At 72.3% G+C, this 16,656-nt stretch carries 20 protein-coding genes; 9 read left to right on the forward strand and 11 right to left on the reverse strand.

Annotation, left to right across the window (positions count from 1 at the left end; genetic code table 11):
• Positions 1–67 precede the first annotated feature (67 nt).
• From VKG64_13480 to VKG64_13500, 5 genes are all read right to left on the reverse strand, one after another.
• A complete protein-coding gene (locus VKG64_13480) occupies positions 68–1,069 on the reverse strand; it encodes a radical SAM protein (protein HKB26050.1) in 1,002 nt (333 codons plus the stop codon).
• Positions 1,070–1,135: 66 nt separating this feature from the next.
• Positions 1,136–1,462 carry an RNA-binding protein gene (locus VKG64_13485; protein ID HKB26051.1) on the reverse strand — a complete coding sequence of 109 codons (327 nt, stop codon included), beginning with the start codon at positions 1,460–1,462 and terminating at the stop codon, positions 1,136–1,138.
• 124 nt (positions 1,463–1,586) lie between these two features.
• Positions 1,587–2,381 carry an SDR family oxidoreductase gene (locus VKG64_13490; GenBank protein HKB26052.1) on the reverse strand — a complete coding sequence of 265 codons (795 nt, stop codon included), beginning with the start codon at positions 2,379–2,381 and terminating at the stop codon, positions 1,587–1,589.
• An 8-nt stretch (positions 2,382–2,389) separates the two neighbouring features.
• Positions 2,390–2,935, reverse strand: coding sequence for a DUF309 domain-containing protein (locus VKG64_13495; protein HKB26053.1), 546 nt, complete (start codon positions 2,933–2,935; stop codon positions 2,390–2,392).
• Between the two features lie 8 nt (positions 2,936–2,943).
• On the reverse strand, positions 2,944–3,447 hold the full coding sequence (locus VKG64_13500) for an RDD family protein (protein ID HKB26054.1): 504 nt from the start codon (positions 3,445–3,447) through the stop codon (positions 2,944–2,946).
• Positions 3,448–3,735: 288 nt separating this feature from the next.
• On the opposite strand from VKG64_13500, the gene VKG64_13505 reads away from it, so the two are divergent.
• The 7 genes from VKG64_13505 (at position 3,736) to VKG64_13535 (ending at position 10,845) form a co-directional block, all read left to right on the forward strand.
• Positions 3,736–4,185: a septal ring lytic transglycosylase RlpA family protein gene (locus tag VKG64_13505; GenBank protein HKB26055.1), complete on the forward strand. Its 450-nt coding sequence runs from the start codon at positions 3,736–3,738 to the stop codon at positions 4,183–4,185.
• 64 nt (positions 4,186–4,249) lie between these two features.
• Complete coding sequence (glp, locus tag VKG64_13510) at positions 4,250–5,440, forward strand: gephyrin-like molybdotransferase Glp (protein ID HKB26056.1); 1,191 nt, start codon at positions 4,250–4,252, stop codon at positions 5,438–5,440.
• A gap of 7 nt (positions 5,441–5,447) precedes the next feature.
• Positions 5,448–7,013 (forward strand): TldD/PmbA family protein, encoded by a 1,566-nt coding sequence (locus tag VKG64_13515; protein ID HKB26057.1) that lies wholly within the window; start codon positions 5,448–5,450, stop codon positions 7,011–7,013.
• A gap of 2 nt (positions 7,014–7,015) precedes the next feature.
• A complete protein-coding gene (locus VKG64_13520; protein HKB26058.1) occupies positions 7,016–7,285 on the forward strand; it encodes a rhodanese-like domain-containing protein in 270 nt (89 codons plus the stop codon).
• Positions 7,286–7,445: 160 nt separating this feature from the next.
• On the forward strand, positions 7,446–9,005 hold the full coding sequence (locus tag VKG64_13525) for a TldD/PmbA family protein (GenBank protein ID HKB26059.1): 1,560 nt from the start codon (positions 7,446–7,448) through the stop codon (positions 9,003–9,005).
• Positions 9,005–9,919: a transketolase gene (locus VKG64_13530; GenBank protein HKB26060.1), complete on the forward strand. Its 915-nt coding sequence runs from the start codon at positions 9,005–9,007 to the stop codon at positions 9,917–9,919. Before VKG64_13525 ends, VKG64_13530 begins: the two co-directional genes overlap by 1 nt.
• Positions 9,919–10,845, forward strand: coding sequence for a transketolase C-terminal domain-containing protein (locus tag VKG64_13535; GenBank protein ID HKB26061.1), 927 nt, complete (start codon positions 9,919–9,921; stop codon positions 10,843–10,845). The genes VKG64_13530 and VKG64_13535 overlap by 1 nt, the downstream gene beginning before the upstream one ends.
• Here VKG64_13535 and VKG64_13540 read toward each other — a convergent pair.
• From VKG64_13540 to VKG64_13555, 4 genes are read right to left on the reverse strand one after another with little or no spacing between them, the layout of a single operon-like run.
• Positions 10,842–11,588: a high-affinity nickel-transport family protein gene (locus VKG64_13540; protein HKB26062.1), complete on the reverse strand. Its 747-nt coding sequence runs from the start codon at positions 11,586–11,588 to the stop codon at positions 10,842–10,844. The genes VKG64_13535 and VKG64_13540 overlap by 4 nt on opposite strands.
• Positions 11,588–12,202, reverse strand: coding sequence for an RraA family protein (locus VKG64_13545; GenBank protein ID HKB26063.1), 615 nt, complete (start codon positions 12,200–12,202; stop codon positions 11,588–11,590). Before VKG64_13545 ends, VKG64_13540 begins: the two co-directional genes overlap by 1 nt.
• Positions 12,203–12,207: 5 nt before the next feature.
• On the reverse strand, positions 12,208–13,002 hold the full coding sequence (locus tag VKG64_13550) for an ABC transporter permease (protein ID HKB26064.1): 795 nt from the start codon (positions 13,000–13,002) through the stop codon (positions 12,208–12,210).
• On the reverse strand, positions 12,986–13,948 hold the full coding sequence (locus VKG64_13555; GenBank protein ID HKB26065.1) for an ABC transporter ATP-binding protein: 963 nt from the start codon (positions 13,946–13,948) through the stop codon (positions 12,986–12,988). Before VKG64_13555 ends, VKG64_13550 begins: the two co-directional genes overlap by 17 nt.
• On the opposite strand from VKG64_13555, the gene VKG64_13560 reads away from it, so the two are divergent.
• Positions 13,938–14,297 (forward strand): Rieske 2Fe-2S domain-containing protein, encoded by a 360-nt coding sequence (locus tag VKG64_13560; GenBank protein ID HKB26066.1) that lies wholly within the window; start codon positions 13,938–13,940, stop codon positions 14,295–14,297. The genes VKG64_13555 and VKG64_13560 overlap by 11 nt on opposite strands.
• Positions 14,294–14,710, forward strand: coding sequence for a nuclear transport factor 2 family protein (locus tag VKG64_13565; GenBank protein HKB26067.1), 417 nt, complete (start codon positions 14,294–14,296; stop codon positions 14,708–14,710). Before VKG64_13560 ends, VKG64_13565 begins: the two co-directional genes overlap by 4 nt.
• A 9-nt stretch (positions 14,711–14,719) precedes the next feature.
• Here VKG64_13565 and VKG64_13570 read toward each other — a convergent pair whose 3' ends face one another.
• A complete protein-coding gene (locus VKG64_13570; protein ID HKB26068.1) occupies positions 14,720–16,267 on the reverse strand; it encodes a DUF2079 domain-containing protein in 1,548 nt (515 codons plus the stop codon).
• Positions 16,264–16,656 (reverse strand): glycosyltransferase family 2 protein (locus VKG64_13575; GenBank protein ID HKB26069.1); only part of this gene is annotated, 393 nt, incomplete at its 5' end. The genes VKG64_13575 and VKG64_13570, both read right to left, overlap by 4 nt.

The following is a 16,656-nucleotide window of genomic DNA, read 5'->3' on the forward strand; positions in this document are numbered from 1 at the left end:
GGGGGCCGGGGCTGGCGCGGGGGCGGGTCGGCCCCTCCCGCCCCGGCCCGGCCCCTCACCTACCTACTCACCACACGAGGGAGAGCTGGCGCGGGGGCCGGCGGTTCTCGATAGGGCGGTCGGCGCGCCGGCGCGTCGGGAACCCCGCGGCCGCTCCCAGGCGCTTCACGCGCGCCTCGATCTCGGCCACGTAGCTCGCCGGGGCGTAGGCGCCCCTCGCGTAGAGGCGCTCGTACTCCGTGACGAGCCCTGGAAACTCGGCCCGGAGGAACGCGAAGAAGGTTTCACGCGTGCCGGAGCGCAGGAAGAGCACGTTGGACTCCGCCATCGCCGCCCCCGCGGCGCGCCCCGCGCGGACGAGCGCCGCGAGGTTCTCCTCGCCGTCGGTGATCAGCGGGAGCACCGGCATGATGAAGAGGCGCGTCTCGACACCCGCCCCGGCGAGCGCCCGCATCGCGTCGAAGCGGAGGTCGGGGCGCGGCGCCCGGGGCTCGAGCCGGCGCGCGAGCGCCGCGTCCACGGTGACGATCGAGAAGTTGACCGACAGCTCGCCCCGCGTCGCGAGCTCCGCGAGCAGGGCCGCGTCGCGGGCCACGAGCGTGGACTTGGTCGTGATCGAGAGCCTCAACCCGGGGACGTCGCGCGCCGCCTCGAGCAGGCGTCGCGTGACCTCGAACTTGCCCTCGGCGGGCTGGTAGGGATCCGTCGCCGTCCCGAGCGCGACGAGGGAGCCGCTCCGCGCCGCGCGGACCAGCTGGCGCCGGAGCGATTCGCGGTCGGAGAGCTTCACGTAGATCCGGCGCTCGAAGGTCGCGGGGTCGTTGTGACCCAGGAACTCGTGGGTGTAGCGCGCGTAGCAGTAGTGGCAGCCCATCTCGCAGCCGCGGAACGGGTTGACCGTCCAGCCAAAGGGCATCGGTCGCCCATTCAAGCGGTTCACCAGGCTCTTGGCCCGAAGCTCGTGATATTCGACGCCTCGGCGCTCGTCGATGGTGGGGCCGAGGCGCGCCGCCATCCCGGGCGCGGGAACGCCGGGCTTGATCGCCGATCGCTTGATCGATGTCGCCATGTGTCGAGTGCTCCTCAGCAAGAAAAAGCCCGGGGACCCATCGATCCCCGGGCTATCGAGTCCGGCCTATCTCCTCCAGCCGCCGCCCGGACCACCACCTGGACGCGGTCCCCGATCTCCACGCGGTCCGCCAGCCCCGCGCTGCGGCTGCGGCCGCGCCTCGTCAACGACGAGATTGCGATCCCTGAAGAGCCGACCGTTCAACATCTCGATCGCCTTGGTCGCCTCTTCCTTCGTGGCCATCTCGACGAACCCGAAGCCGCGAGGCCGGCCCGTGAACTGGTCGGTGATGATCCTCACGGTCTCGACGGTTCCCGCCTGGGCGAACAGCTCGCGGAGATCCTCCTCGGTGGCCTGAAAGGAGAGGTTGCCGACGAACAACTTTGCGGCCATCACGACCCTCCTAGCCCTAACAAAAGCGGCGGCGAAAGCAAGACTACTCGTGGCCTCCAGCGCAAGAGCATAGTGACAGCGGGTGACGCATGTCAAGGTCGCTCAGGGCCGCCGCCAGGGGGGCTCAGAGGTAGACGCCGCGGGTCGCGCCGCCGTCTACCGTGATGCAGATGCCGGTGAGAAACGAGGCGCGCGCCGAGACGAGGAAGCAGACGAGATCGGCGATGTCCTCGGGCCGCGCGATCCGCTTGAGCGGATAGCCGTTCTCGACCTCCCTGCGGTACGCCTCGACGCTCTTTCCCGCCGCCGCGGCCTGCTGGGCGATCAGCGTCTCCCAGCGGCTCGTCGCGGTCGCCGCGGGCGACACCGCCGTCACGAGGATGTTCGAGGGCGCGCCGAGGTCGGCGAGCCCCTTGGTGAAGTTGATGAGCCCCGCGTTGGCGATCCCGCCCGGCAGGTAGCCCGCGGTCGGATTCCGCGCGGCCGCGCCGACGACGTTCACGATCCGCCCGCCGCCCTGCGCCTGCATGAGCGGGAAGACGGCGCGCGCCATCCGGACGTAGCCGAGGAGCTTCAGGCTCCAGTCGCCCGCCCACTGCTCGTCGGGGATCTTCGCGAAGTCGCCGCCGCGGATCGCGCCCGCGTTGTTGACGAGGATGTCGAGGCGGCCGAACCGCCCCTTCACGGTCTCGACGGCGCGGTTCACTTCCTCGAGACGACTGAGATCGGCGGAGATGGCGAGCGCCTCGGCGCCGCCGTTCCCGCGGATCTCCGACGCGGCGGTCTCGAGCGTGGCCTTGTCGCGCGCGGCGAGCGCGACGCGCACGCCCTCCTTCGCCAGCGCCTGCGCGATCGCCCGGCCGATCCCGCGCGAGGCGCCCGTCACGAGCGCGGTCTTGCCCTCGAGCTCCAGGTCCATGGCTCCTCCTATCCCGGAAAGCCGGGAACCGACGTCCAGTCGAAATCCTCGACGCGCGCCGCGCATTCCTCGAGTGCCTGCGCGAAGCCGTCGAGCCCACGGCCGGCGAGCACGCGGCCGCGCAGCCGGCCCGCGCCCTCCGCAAGCAGCGCGCGAGCGCCGGCGAGATTACCGTTCGCGAGATGTTGGTAGCCGACGGCCGCCTGGATCAACCCCTGGAGCGCCTCGCGCGTTCCGCCGGCGGCGTCGCGCCAGTAAGGCTCCAGCAGCTCGTGCACCTCGAAGTAGAGCCCCGCCTGCCAGAGCGCGGCCGCGTCGGCCACCGCCTCGGCGAGCGGCGCGGCCGGCGCGCGCAGCGGCCGGCCCTCGAGCGCGCGGCTGGCACTCCGGGCGCGCGCGGTGAGGAGCGGGGCGTAGGACGCCTCTTCGGGAAGAAGCCAACCGGCGGCGGCCGCTTCGCCGGGAGCCAGGCGCCGCAGCTCGTCGCGCGCCGCCGGGTCGTGGAGCGCGGCCAGGATCACCCCAGCGAGCCGATTCCTCGGCGCGAGCGGCAACGTCGGGATCACATGACCGCGGCGCCGCTCGGCGGCCCGCTCACCGCGGGCGCCGGCGGCCGCGCGGCGGGCGGCGCCGCGGACGCCAGCGCCGTCGGGACGCGCTCGACCCGCGTGCCGGCGATGAGGTCGTGCAGCGCCCGCTTGTCGTGCCTGAGCCCGGCCATCGCGTAGCCGATGCCGAAGGTCGCGAGCGACGCGAAGTAGGCACAGAAGCGGAGCAGCGAGGCGCCGAACGGCGGCGGCTCGCCATCGGCCACGACGCGGATACCCACCACGAGCTTGCCGATCGTCTGGCCGAAGAGCGTGTGGAGGACGATCGTGTAGGCGGCGGCGAAGAGCAGCGTGAAGAGCCCGAGCATCGGCGCGAGCGTCCACTCGTCCGCGGCGGCGACGCCGAGGAACCGCCTCGCGACCGCGCGGTACGAGGCCCGCACGATGAGGAAGATCGCGACGTCGAGGGCAAACGCCAGCGCTCGGATCCAGAAGCCGGCGGGCCGGGCCGCGATCATGCCGCGTATCATAGCGCCTGGCACCTGAGCCCACCCGCAAAAGCAGATCCTCCAACTCCGCGGAAAACTGCGGGCAAACGCGAGTGGCAACTTTTGGCATCCGGTGTTTTCCGCCACCCGATCAGGCAAACATCGGATTGGTCCGGCCCGCCTTCGCACTTTAGAGTCCAGCCGCCGATGACTGATCTTTCAAGGTCCGCGCCGCGTCTCCTCCGAAGGGCTCTCCTCGCGGCCGCCCTGCCGCTCTGGCTCGTCGGGGCCTGGGCCCAGACTGGGGGGCCGCGCGACGTGACGCCGCCGCCCGAAGGCCAACTGAAGACCACCGCCACGGACGGGGCCGGGCCGCTGACGCTCGACCCGATCGCGCGCAGGAAGCCTCCACTCGGTTACGAGGAGATCGGGCTCGCGTCCTGGTACGGGCATCCGTACCACGGGAGGGAGACCGCGAACGGCGAGACCTACGACATGATGAACCTGACCGCCGCGCATCAGAGGATCGCGTTCGGCACGTGGCTCTCCGTCGAGAACCTCACGAACGGCCGCAGCGTCAGCGTCCGGATCAACGACCGCGGCCCCTTCGTCGATCCGCGGATCCTCGACCTCTCCTACGCCGCCGCGAGCGTCGTCAACTCGGTCGGGGCCGGCGTGGTCCCCGTCCGGCTGCGCGTGATTGCCGGGCCCACGCCCCCGCCGGGGCCGAGGACTCCCGTCCTCACGCTCAGCCCCTACGCGTCCTAGTCGCTCGGCCTCACGCACGAGGTGACGACGACCCGGTAGCAAACGCCGCGCGTATAATGTCGCCATGATTTCGGTGCAGGACGGCCAGAATCGGGTCCTCACTCAGATCACGGCGCCGACGCCGCCCGAAGTCCTCCTCCTCGGCCAGGCCCGCGCCCGCGTCCTCGCCGAGGACGTGACGGCGCCGTTCGACGTTCCGCCGGCCGACAACTCCGCCGTGGACGGTTACGCCGTCGCGAGCGCCGACATCCCGTCGTCGGGGACGCGGGAGCTCGCGGTCGTCGCCGAGCTGCCGGCAGGCGCGGTCTTCGAGGGCGCGCTCGCTCCCGGCCAGGCGGTCCGGATCATGACGGGCGCGCCGATGCCCCGCGGCGCCGATACCGCCTATCCGCAGGAGGTCGTCGACAAGACGGCGCGGGGCATCCGCGTCCCGACCATCAAGAAGGGCGCGAACGTGCGGATGCGCGGCGAGGACGTCCAGGCGGGCACGGTCGTCGTCGAGCGCGGGACGGTGCTGCGGCCCCAGGAGCTCGGCCTCCTCGCCTCGCTCGGGCGCGTCGAGGTCCTCTGCCACCGCCGGCCGCGCGTCGCGCTCCTCTCCACGGGCGACGAGGTCGTCGAGCCCGGCGCGCCACGAAAGCCCGGGCAGATCTACGACGCGAACCGCTTCGCCCTCGCCGCGTCGATCGAGGGAGCCGGCGGCGAGGTGCAGGACCTCGGCATCGTGCCCGATACGCGCGAGGACCTCCGCGCGCGGCTCCTCGAGGCGAGCGCCGCCGACGCGGTCGTCACCTCGGGCGGCGTGTCGGTCGGCGTGTACGACCTCGTGAAGGAGGTGCTCGGCGAGATCGGCGCGATCGACTTCTGGCAGGTCGCGATGCAGCCCGGACGGCCGCTCGCGTTCGGCCGCATCGGCGCCGCGCACTTCTTCGGCCTGCCCGGCAACCCAGTCGCCTCGATGCTCGTGTTCATGCTCTTCGTGCGCCCGGCCCTCCACAAGCTCGCCGGCCGGCGCCGGCTCTTCGGCGACACCTTCGAGGCGCGCGCGACCGAGGCGATGTCGAAGAAGAAGGGCCGGCGCGAGTTCAAGCGCGGCGTCCTGCAGTTCCGGGACGGCGCCTGGCAGGTGCGAACCACCGGACCCCAGGGCTCGGGCATCCTCTCCTCGATGGCCGCGGGCAACTGTCTGATCGTCCTTCCGGAGGAGCGCGGCGACGTGGCTCCCGGCGAGACCGTGCTCGTCGAGCCCTTCTGAGGCGCGCGTGGCGCTCCGCATCGGCGTGGACCTCGTCGAGACCGTCAAGCCCGTCGCCGAGACGTGCCTGCGCGAAGCCGCGCGGCGGCTTCCCCACCTCCGCTACGCCGATCTCCGGCTCGAGGTGGCCGAGGCCAGGTGGGCGGCCGCCGAGAACGGGACGCCCAAGGGCTCGGGCGACGACGAGAGCCTGTCTCTCGGCGTCCGCGTCCTCGCGGGCGACCGCACGGTCGCGCCCGGCTACGCCGGGCTGACCCTGGGCGCCGCCGACGCGCCCGACCTCCCCCGCATCCTGCGCGAGGCCCTCGAGCGCGCGTACCGGCGCGCGACGGCGAATGCCGAGGCGAAGGCCGACGCGCGCGAGAAGTTCGGCGGCCTCGGCGAGGCGCTCGCCGACACGCGCCTCCACCCGGTCAAGGTCCGCCGCGACATCGTCCCCGCGGTGTACCGCATCGACCCACGCGGCCTCGAGCCCGACGCGCTGGTCCGCTTCGCGACCGACGTCTCGCGCGAGGTCGCCGCCGTGGACCCCGCACTCAAGCACAACCGGATCGGGGCGCTCTCGCGGCTCTCGCGCGAGCTCTTCGCCTCGACCGAGGGCGCGTGCATCGACCAGGCCTTCGCGCTGACCCAGGGCTCGTGCTCCGTCGTCGCCGTCTCCGGCGCCACGAGCCAGGACCTGTACGACGTCCTCGGCCACCAGCGCGGCTTCGAGATCCTCCTCGAGGGCGTGGACGAGCCGCTCGTGCGCTTCCCGCCCTTCCGCGACTTCGCCCTGGCGCTCGCGCGCGAGAGCGTGGCACTCGCCGCGGCGCCGCCGCTGCCCCCCTCCGATCGCGAGGTCGTCGTGGTGACGGACCCGCACTACAACACGCTCGTCTCCCACGAGATCATCGGCCACCCCGTCGAGCTCGACCGCGCGCTCAAGATGGAGACGGCCTATGCGGGACGCTCCTGGCTCCTCGCCGACCTCGGCGGCCACCAGGTCGGCCGGCGCGTGGCGTCGCCGCTCGTCACGGCCTACTCGGACCCCTCGCTCCCCGGCTACGGCCACTACGCGTACGATCACGAGGGCACGCCGGCGCGGCGCGTGGTCCACATCGACCGGGGCGTCTTCCAGGGCTTCATGAACAGCCGCCAGACGGCGGCGATCTTCGGCGGCGAGCCGAACGGCCACTGGACGGCGACGGACGCCGCGCTCGTTCCCCTGGTCCGCATGTCGAACACCGTCTTCGGCGCGGGCACGCGCGCGCCCGAGGACATCGTCAAGGAGGTGGACCGCGGCTGGTACTTCGCCGGCCACCGGACGCCCTCGATCGCCGAGAGCCGCGAGAACTTCCGGATCTCCGCGCGCGCCGCGTGGGAGATCCGGAACGGCGAGCTCGGCCGTCTCCACCGTGACGGCGGCATCGTCGCGGACAGCCGCGACTACCTGATGAACGTGGACGCGGTCGGCTCGGACTTCCGCCTCTATCCCATCCCGAACTGCGGCAAGGGCCAGCCGATGCAGGTCAAGAAGCTCGGCAACGGCGGGCCGACGATGCGGAGCCGCGCCCGCGTCGCCGGAGGCTAGCGGTGCGCGGGACGCTCGGCGTGCTCGTCGCGGCCGCGATCCTGCTCCTGGGCGCAGCGCCCGGAGCGCCGCCGGAGTCGCCGGTGAGCTTCGTCGCGGTGGATGAGCTCAAGGCCCTCCTCGACCGCGGCGTGGCCGCGGACATCATCGACGTCCGTCACTTGCCCGAGTACGTCGAGATGCACATCAAGGGCGCGCGCTCGATGCCGCTGCGCTCGGTCCCCGAGCGCGCGGGCGAGATCCCGAAGACCGGCCTCGTCGTCTTCTACTGAACGTGCCCCCACGCGCTGTCCCGGGGGGCCAGCGACGTCCTCTACCAGATGGGCTGGCGGAACCACCGCGTCCTCGACGAGGGTCTGCCCGGCTGGCACGCGAAGGGTTACCCCGTCGAAGGGACGAACGTGACGGCGGAGCCCCGGCACTGAGGGCCCGATGAAGAGCGCGGCCGAGCTCGCCGTGGCGACCGAACGCGCCCTCGAATACGCGCAGCGCCAGCCCGGCGTCAGCGAGGCCGAGGTGTTCACGTCCGCGAACGGCGCCCTCCTCGCCCGGCTCAACTACACGTCGCACATCCCGTGCAACGGCGTCGAGGAGCCGAAGTCCACCGAGTCGTGCGGGATCGGAATCCGCGCCGTCTTCGACGCGCCGGACGGGCCGCGCGTCGGCTTCGGCAGCGAGCCGAGCGATCTCACCGCCGCGGGCGCCGAGCGCGCGCTCGCGCGGGCCCGCCGGACGGCCGTCGCCGACCCCGACTTCGTCTCGCTCCCCCGCCCCTCGCGCGAGCCGCGGGCGCTCGCGGGCTACCACGACCCCCGGCTCATGGAGGTGGACGACGCGAGCCTCGTCGAGGCGGGCTGGAAGGTGGTCAATGGCGCGCTCCGGACGTTCATGGCGTCGGGGCGGCTGGCGGCCCTCGCCGACAGCGACGCGGGCCTGCGCCGGCTCGGCCTCATCGTGGGCGGCGACGTCACGATCCTCCAGGAGCGGATCGCGATCGCCTCGACGCACATGCCCCGCGTGCAGACGGACGAGACCACGCTGATCACCGCGTTCGTGACCGCCATGGTGGAGGCCCACGGCGCGAAGGGCTCCGGCGCATCCACCGGTACGCGTCGCGACCACTTCACCGACGAGGCCGGCGTCGAGGCCGCCCAGAACGCCATCCGCGCGATCGGCGGCGAGCGGGTATCGTCGGGCGAGTACACGGTGATCTTCGGCCGCCAGCCCGTCGCCGACCTCCTGAACAACATCGTCGTCCCGGCCTGCACCGCGGGCGCCTTCTACCGCTCGAACACCCCGTTCCTCGGCAGGCTCGGCCGGCCCGTCGCATCGCCGCAGCTCAGCGCCTATGACCACGGGGCGATGCCCGGGCTCGTGGGCTCGAAGGGCATCACCTGCGAGGGGCTGCCGACCGGCCGCACCGACCTGATCCGGAACGGCGTCCTCGTCGGCTGCCTCTCCAACTGGTACGAGACCCAGCGGCTCCTGCACGACCCGGCACTCGGCGAGAAGCTCGGGGCCACGGGCACGGCCGCGGAGGCCGCGCTCGCGCCGCGGAACGGCTTCCGCTTCGGCATCGGCGGCGGGCGGCAGTTCGACACGCCCCCCGGGATCGCCGCCTCCAACGTCGTGGTCGAGGGCGCCGACCCGGTGACGCTCGACGAGCTCCTGCGCACCGTGAAGGACGGCCTGTACGTCGGGCGCATCTGGTACACCTACCCGATCAACGGGCTCCGCGCGGGCGATTTCACCTGTACGGTCGTCGCCGATTCCTATATCATTCGCGATGGGCGGCTCGCGGCGCCCATCCGGGCGAACGCGATCCGGATCAACGACAACATCGCGAAGATCCTCGGCAACGTCGTCGGCATCACCAAGGACGTGCGGGGCACGATCGTCTGGGCCGCGGACGAGGTCGTGTACGCGCCCGAGATCGCCGTTCGCGGCGTCCGCATCGACGCCATCGCCCCATTCCAGGAGGAGCTCGACTGATGGGAGACGCTCGCCTCGAAGCGATCGCGCGCGAGTGCCGGGTCCAGATCATCCGCATGCTCACCCACGCGGGATCGGGCCACCCCGGCGGGTCGCTCTCGGTGATCGACCTCCTGACGGCGATCTATTTCGGTCGGCTCCGCCACGACCCGAAGCGTCCCGACTGGCCCGAGCGCGACCGCGTCGTCCTCTCCAAGGGCCACGCCGTCCCGGCGCTCTACACGGTGATGGCGAAGTCGGGCTACTTCCCCGAGTCCCGGCTCATCACGCTGCGGAAGCTCGGCTCGCCGCTCCAGGGCCATCCCGACCGCACGATGCTGCCCGGCATCGAGGCGGCGACCGGCTCGCTCGGCCAGGGCCTCTCGATCTCGCTCGGCCTGGCCCTCGGGGCGAAGCTCGCCGGGTCCGCGGCGCGCGTCTACTGCATCCTCGGTGACGGCGAGACCCAGGAGGGCCAGGTGTGGGAGGCCGCGATGGCCGCGCCGAAGCTCGGCCAGCCGGGTCGCCCGCTCGACAACCTCTGCGTGATCCTCGACTACAACAAGATCCAGCTCGACAACTTCGTGAAGAAGATCCTCGACCTCGAGCCCGTCGTCGCCAAGTGGCAGGCCTTCGGCTGGCCGGTCATCGAGATCGACGGCCACGACATGGACCAGATCGAGAAAGCCCTGGATCAGGCCGAGGCCACGAAGGGCGGGCCGACCTTCGTCGTCGCGAACACGGTGAAGGGCAAGGGTGTCTCCTTCATGGAGAACGACCCCGAGTGGCACGGCAAGGCGCCCAAGCCTGCGGAGGCGATCCGCGCGATCCGCGAGATCCTCGGCGTCCCCGAGCCGGGGTGGAGCGACTACCTCGCCAAGAACCCGGCGACGCGAGCCGTCGTGGACGAGCTCGCCGCCCTGGAGGCCAAGTGATGCCGGCCAAAGCCAGCCGCGCGGCGTTCGGCGAAGCGCTCATCGAGCTGGGGGCGAAGGACGAGCGCATCGTCACCGTGGACGCCGACCTCTCGAAGTCCACGATGACCGCGAAGTTCGCGAAGACCTATCCCGGACGCGCCTTCAACGTCGGCATCGCCGAGGCGAACATGATCGGGATCGGCGCGGGACTGGCGCTCGCCGGCAGGATCCCGTTCGTCTGCTCGTTCGCGTGCTTCGTCGCCGGCCGCTTCGAGACGATCCGGATCTCGGTCGCCTACACCGCCGCCAACGTGAAGATCGTCGGCACTCATTCGGGCATCGCGATCGGCGAGGACGGCTACAGCCAGATGGGCCTCGAGGACATCGGGTGCATCCGGACGCTGCCGAACATCCCGGTGATCCAGCCCGCCGACGAGCTTGAGACCAAGCAGGTGATCGCCTACGCCGCCGAGCACGAGGGGCCGCTCTACCTCCGGCTCACGCGCCAGAACCTCGAGCCCGTCTGCCCGCCCGACTACCGCTTCCAGCTCGGCCGCTGGCTCGTGCTGCGCCCCGGGACCGACGTGACGCTGATCGCCTCGGGCGGGACGGTCTTCAACGCGCTCGAGGCGGCCAAGCGGCTCGAGGCCGAGGGCATCGCGGCCGAGGTCATCGACGCCGCGTGCATCAAGCCGCTCGACGAGGAGCTGCTCCTCCGCTCGGCCGGCAAGACCGGTCACGTCGTGACGGTCGAGGACCACTCGATCACCGGGGGGCTCGGCGGCGCCGTCGCCGAGACGCTCGCCGAGGTGCTGCCCACGCCGGTGAAGCGCCTGGGCGTCCAGGGCTTCGGCGAGTCGGGCGACGCAAAGGGGCTCTACGCCAAGCACGGCCTCGACCCGGCCGGGATCGCGGAAAGCGTCAGGAAGTTCCTGAACCGCTAGGCGAGCGCGGCGAGACCGTACGCGAGGCCGAAGGCGATCGAGCCCAGCCCCGCGCACACGGCGAGCGCCCGGCGGGCGCGGCCGAAGCCGAGCGCGAGCGAGACCGGGTAGGCCATCGCCGCCGTCAGCAGCGTCATCCCGAGGATCGTCCCCACCCCGAAGACCGCGAGGTAGGCGACGGCGCCCGCCGTCGAGTCGAGCGTCGCCAGCACGAGGAGCGAGGCGGCGGCGCTGCCCGCCATCCCGTGGACCGCGCCTACCGCGAGGGCGCGCAGTGGCAGCCGCCCGCGCCGCACGGCGAGCGCAGCGAGCAGGCTGCGCGACGGGTGCACGTGCGGGTGGGCGTGGACCCGGGGGCCGTGGACGTGAGCATGACTGTGCACGGCTTCGAGGTGGCCGTGGTCGTGGTCGGCGGCGAGGTGTGCCCGCGGCACCGTGTCGAGCCCGCGCGCCGCGTCGCTGAGCCGCCAGATTCCCAGCACGATCAGCATCGCGGCCACCAGCAGCTCGAGGCCGCTTGCGACACCGGGGCCAAGCGTGAGCCTGAACCCGACGATCAGCGCGCCGGCGAGCGTGAGGGTCGCCATGTGGCCCACTCCCCAGAGGACGCCGACCAGGGCGCCGTCGGCGAAGCGCCGCTCGCGCGTCACGATCGTCGCCACGGCGACGAGGTGGTCCGGATCCGTCGCGTGCTGGAGGCCGAGGACGAAGCCGAGGAGGACCGCCGAGAGGACCGGGTCCACTAGATCCCGAGGCGGAGCACCGCCTCGTCGATCCGCGTCTTGTGCGCCTTCACCCAGTCCTCGAGCGACGTCTTCTCGTCCTTCTCCGCGCGCTGCGACGCCTGGGCGAGGAGCGCCTCCGCCTGGCCCTTCGGCAGGACCACGATCCCCTCCTCGTCGGCGACGACGACGTCGCCCGGCGCGACCGTGACGCCGCCGCACACCACGGGGACGTCGATCAGCCCCTTCACCTTGCGCACGCCGGGGATCGGGATCACGCCGCGGGCGAACACCGGGAAGCCGCGCTCGCGCGTCTCGGCGAGGTCGCGGATGACGCCGTCCACCACGAAGCCGGCGATGCCGCGCTGCTGGGCGTGGGCGCACACGTTGCCGCCCGCCATCGCCCAGTTCGAGTCGCCCGCGGCGCACACGATCACGACGCCCGCGGGCGCCCGGTGGATCGCGACGTGGAGCATCAGGTTGTCGCCGGCGGGACACGCGACGGGATACGCGGGACCGCAGAGCCGCGGCATCGGCGCCCAGAGCGGGCGGATCGCGGGGTCCATCACGCGGTCGCGCGTGAGCACGTCGGCGTACGCCGTCGGCGCCAGCTTGGCGAAGGCGCGGATGTCCATGGAGGTCACTCCGACATTTTGAGGAGCAGCCCGGTGCGCCGCGCGCGCCGAATCGTCGCGAAGAAGGCCCAGTGCGCGAGCGCCGCGTAGAGCGCGGACAGCGCGAACCCCGTCGCGAGCGGTGCCCGGAACTCCGAGGCGAACCCGAAGTGCGCGCGGTAGGCGTCGAGGAAGTACGTGAGCGGGATCGCCGCCGCGAGCGCCGCGACGGGCTCGGGCAGCACCGACACGGGATAGTAGAGGCCCGCCAGCACGAGCACGAGGTTGACGCTCGACCAGGCGAAGGCCTCGGCGCGGTTGCCGAAGAGCGTGATCAGCGCGCAGACGGCGACGCCGACGATCCAGGCGGTGAGGAAGCACCCGGCGAGGAACGCGGCGACGGCGAGCGGGCCGGGCGCGAGCACGCGCAGGTCGAACGCCCACCAGCCGAGGCCCGCGAGCAGCGCGAAGATCACGAGGCCGCGCGTGATGCCGACGAGCCACGAGCCGAGCGTCAGGTGACGGACCCCGATCGGCGCGAGGAACTGGTGCTTCAGCGACTTCGACCACACGTCGAGCAGCACCGCGTAGGCGACCTCGAGCTGGCAGACGTTGACGACCGAGAGCGCGATCGTCCCGATCATGACGAACGAGGCCTGCTCGGGCGTGAGCCGGAGGAAGCGCGTCATGAGGCCGATCGAGAGGACGCCGACGATCGGCCAGAAGAGGAGCTCGAAGAAGAAGAACACGTTGCGCGAGGCCATGAGCGCGTTCCGCACGACGACGGCCCAGACCGCGACGGCCTCAGCGCGCCAGCTCAACGAAGACCTCCTCGAGCTCGGGCCCGTGGACCTGGACGTTCCGCACCACCACGCCGTCGGCGTGGAGCGCGCGCAGGATCTCGGGGAGCCGCTTCTCGGCGTCGTCCACGGTGCACTCGACCCGGCCGCCGGCCGCCGCGCAGCGGAGGACGCCGGGCGCCTCGGCGAGCCACGGCACCGCCGGCGGGTCGAGCTTCAGCGCGATCACCTCGCCGACGCGGATCTGGCGCTTCAGCTCCCCGGGCGTGCCCCGCGCGAGGATCCGCCCGGCCTTGATGAAGGCGATCTCGTCGCAGAGCTCGTCGGCCTCGCGCATGTAGTGGGTCGTGAGCACGATCGTGATCCCGCGCTCGCGCCGGAGGCGCCGGATGTGGTCGCGCACGCGGACCGACACGTCCGGGTCGAGGCCGAGCGTGGGCTCGTCGAGGAAGAGCAGCTCGGGATCGTTCACGAGCGACTTCGCGAGCGCGACGCGCTGCTTGAGGCCGGTCGAGAGCTCGTTGTAGGGCACGCGCCGATACGGCGCCAGCTCGTAGACCTCGACGAGCTCGTCCACCTTCCGCCGCAGCGCCGCGCCGTGGAGGCCGTAGAGTCGGCCGTAGAAGGCGACGATCTCGCCCACGCGCAGGCTCCACAGGAACGACGGCCGGCCGCTCGCCATGTTGAGCCGCCGGCGGAGCGACGCGGCGTCGCGCAGCACGTCGAGCCCGAGGACGGTCACGCTCCCGCCGTCGGGCGTCAGGAGCGTCGTCAGGATCGAGAGGAGCGTGGTCTTCCCCGCTCCGTTCGGACCGAGGAGGCCGAAGATCGCGCCGCCCGGCACCGCGAGGGACACGCCGCGCAGGGCTTCCGTCCGGCGCCGCCGCGGCCAGCCCGAGTGAAAGGTCTTCGTGACGTCGCGCGCGTCGATCGCGAGCATGCCCGACGATGGTACCATGCGGCGCATGACGGTCTCCGGCGAGTGGCGCTGCCCCGTCGCGAGCGTCCCCCCCGGGAGCACGGCGGTGTTCAGCCTCGAGTGTGACGGGCGCGCCGTGAAGGGCTTCGTCGTCAACTTCGAGGGCCGCTACAGCGCCTGGGTGAACAGCTGCCCCCACGTCGGCACGCCGCTCGACCTCTGGCCCAACGAGTTCTTCACCGAGGACGGTCGCGCGCTGGTCTGCTCGACCCACGGCGCGCTCTACGAGCCCGACACCGGCTTCTGCACCGCGGGCCCGTGCGCCGGCGACCGCCTGACGCCGCTGGCGCTCGCCGTCGAGGGCGACAGCCTGGTCGTCCGCTGCGGACCGGCGTGAGCGACCTGGAAGAGGTCGAGCAGGCGAACGGGCGCTTCTATCGCGCCTTCGAGGCGCTCGACCTCCGCGAGATGGAAGCGGTCTGGGCCCACGGCGAGAACGTCAAGTGCGTCCACCCGGGCTGGCCGCTCCTCATCGGCTGGGACGCCGTGCGGTCGTCGTGGCAGGCCATCTTCGAGAACGCGGCGGAGATGCGCTTCACGATCTCGGAGGTGCTCGCCGACGTCACGGGCGACCTCGCCTGGGTCACCTGCACCGAGAACATCCTCTCCGAGGTCCGCGGGCGCGTGACGGTCACCTCGGTGCTCGCGACCAACATCTTCGAGCGCGCGTCCGACGGCTGGCGGCTGGTCCACCACCACGCCTCGCACGTCGTCGGCTCGGCGCCCGACGCGGGCAACCCGGTTGCTTGATTTCGCCGTCTAGCCGCCGCGCCGGAGCAGCACGAACCCGCCCGCGCGCGCGACCGGGCGGTGGGCGGGCAGCGCCGGCCGGGCGATCACCGCGTCGCGCTCGAGGACGTACGCGCTCAGCTCACCAAGCACCGGGAAGATGTAGACCTCGCGCCGCGTCGCGAGATGGGGCACGAGGCGCTCGTTCGTGCTCACGGCCGCCTCGGGGGGGATCCGCGGGAGCAGCCTGCGGAGCTCCCGCTGCTCCGCGGTCGGCATCCAGCGAGGCACGGCCAGGTCGTTCACCGTCCGCGCCGTGAGCGCGGCGGCGGCCAGGAACGCGAACGCGAGCAGGGCCCCCGGCGCGGTGAGCCGTGGTCGCGGCCTCGCGTCGGCCCACGCGCCGAGGCGCCTGTAGCCGTCGACCGCCGCCAGGGCAAGGAACGGGAGGACGAGGGAGACGTACTGCGAGCGATAGTTGACCAGGACCGGGTCGAGGCTCATGAGGTTCAGGGCGAGGCCCGGCAGCGCCGCGGCGAGCGTCCGCGGCGCGAGCAGTGGCAGGAAGGCGAACGGCGCCAGCATCGCGAGCAGATAGACGAGCTTCTTCGCCGTGACCACGACGGCGAGCCAGCGCCAGGGCCGGAACGGCAGCGTCACGAGGATGTCCCCGAGCGAGGCTCCGAGGTGCTGGTAGCGGTTGAGGTGCGGGTACGGGCTCCCGCGGAAGTACGGCATCACCCACGTGACGTCGGCGAAGAGGACGGCGACGGCCAGGACCGCCACGAGCGCGCCCGTCAGGCGGCGCCCCCTGGCGAGTGCCAACCAGACGCCGAAGCCGAGCACCGCGACGGCGCAGTCCTCTCGGCCCGTGAAGATCAGCGCCAGCGCCGCCGCGCACCAGCCGTAGCGCCGCGTGTCGAACGCGAGCGCGGCGCCGATCACGAGCGGGATCGTGAACGCCTGGGGGTGGATGTCGCGCACGTTGACGCCGTGGAGCGAGGGATTGACGAGGTAGAGGAGCGCGAGCCCCGCGGCGAGGCGTCCGGCGTCGGGGCGCGGCGCGAGGCGGCCCGCGGCGTAGCGGTAGAGCGCGACGGCGCCGCCGGCCAGGATGAGCGTCTGCGTGACCAGGAGCGCCGTCCCGCCGGGCCAGAGCCAGCCGAGGGGCGCCAGGAGGTACAGGACGGGCGAGAAGTGGTCGCCCCACGCGTGCATCGGCGGGAGCGTGACGTACGCGCCATGGCCCCGGGCGATGGACCACACGACCTGGACGTAGTAGCCGAGGTCGAGGGCGTGGGTCTGGAACGTCAGGTGCCGCGTCACGACGATGAACCCCATCACGAGCACGTACACGGCGACGCCGACCCCGACGACGCGCGAGGGCCGCGCCGCCGGCAGCGCGACGGGCGCCGCGAGGAGGCGGAGCGCGACGACAGCGACCAGCGCGACCAGGAAATCCTCGGGACGCGTCAGCGGGATCCCGCGGACGGTGGAGCCCCCGGTCGCGATGACGATCGCGAGCAGGCACACGAGCGCCGCCGCGGCCGCGTCGAGCGGACGGGCGAGCGCCTTCACGGAAGCTTGTGGTAGCGGGCGCGGAGGCTGTCGAAGCGGCGCGAGCGCCGCAGGCCGAGCTTGTGGACCGTGTACCAGAAGAGGACCGCGAGGATCCTGAGGCCGTAGACGCTGGACGCGACGAAGCCCGCCGACGACGCCTCCGGGAAGTAGCGCGTCGGCACCGCGATCTCGGCGATCCGGAAGCGCGCCGCCACGACCTGCGCGACGATCTCCTGGTCGAAGACGAAGCCGTCGGAGTTCGCGCCGAAGTTCACCGTCTCCAGCACCTCGCGGCGGAAGGCGCGGTAGCCCGTGTGGTACTCGGAGAGCCGGAGCCCGAACACCCGGTTCTCGAGCCCCGTGAGGAACCGGTTCGCGACGTACTTCCACCACGGCATCCCCTGCGC

The sequence above is a fragment of the Candidatus Methylomirabilota bacterium genome (assembly GCA_035260325.1).
GTDB lineage: Bacteria > Methylomirabilota > Methylomirabilia > Rokubacteriales > CSP1-6 > AR19.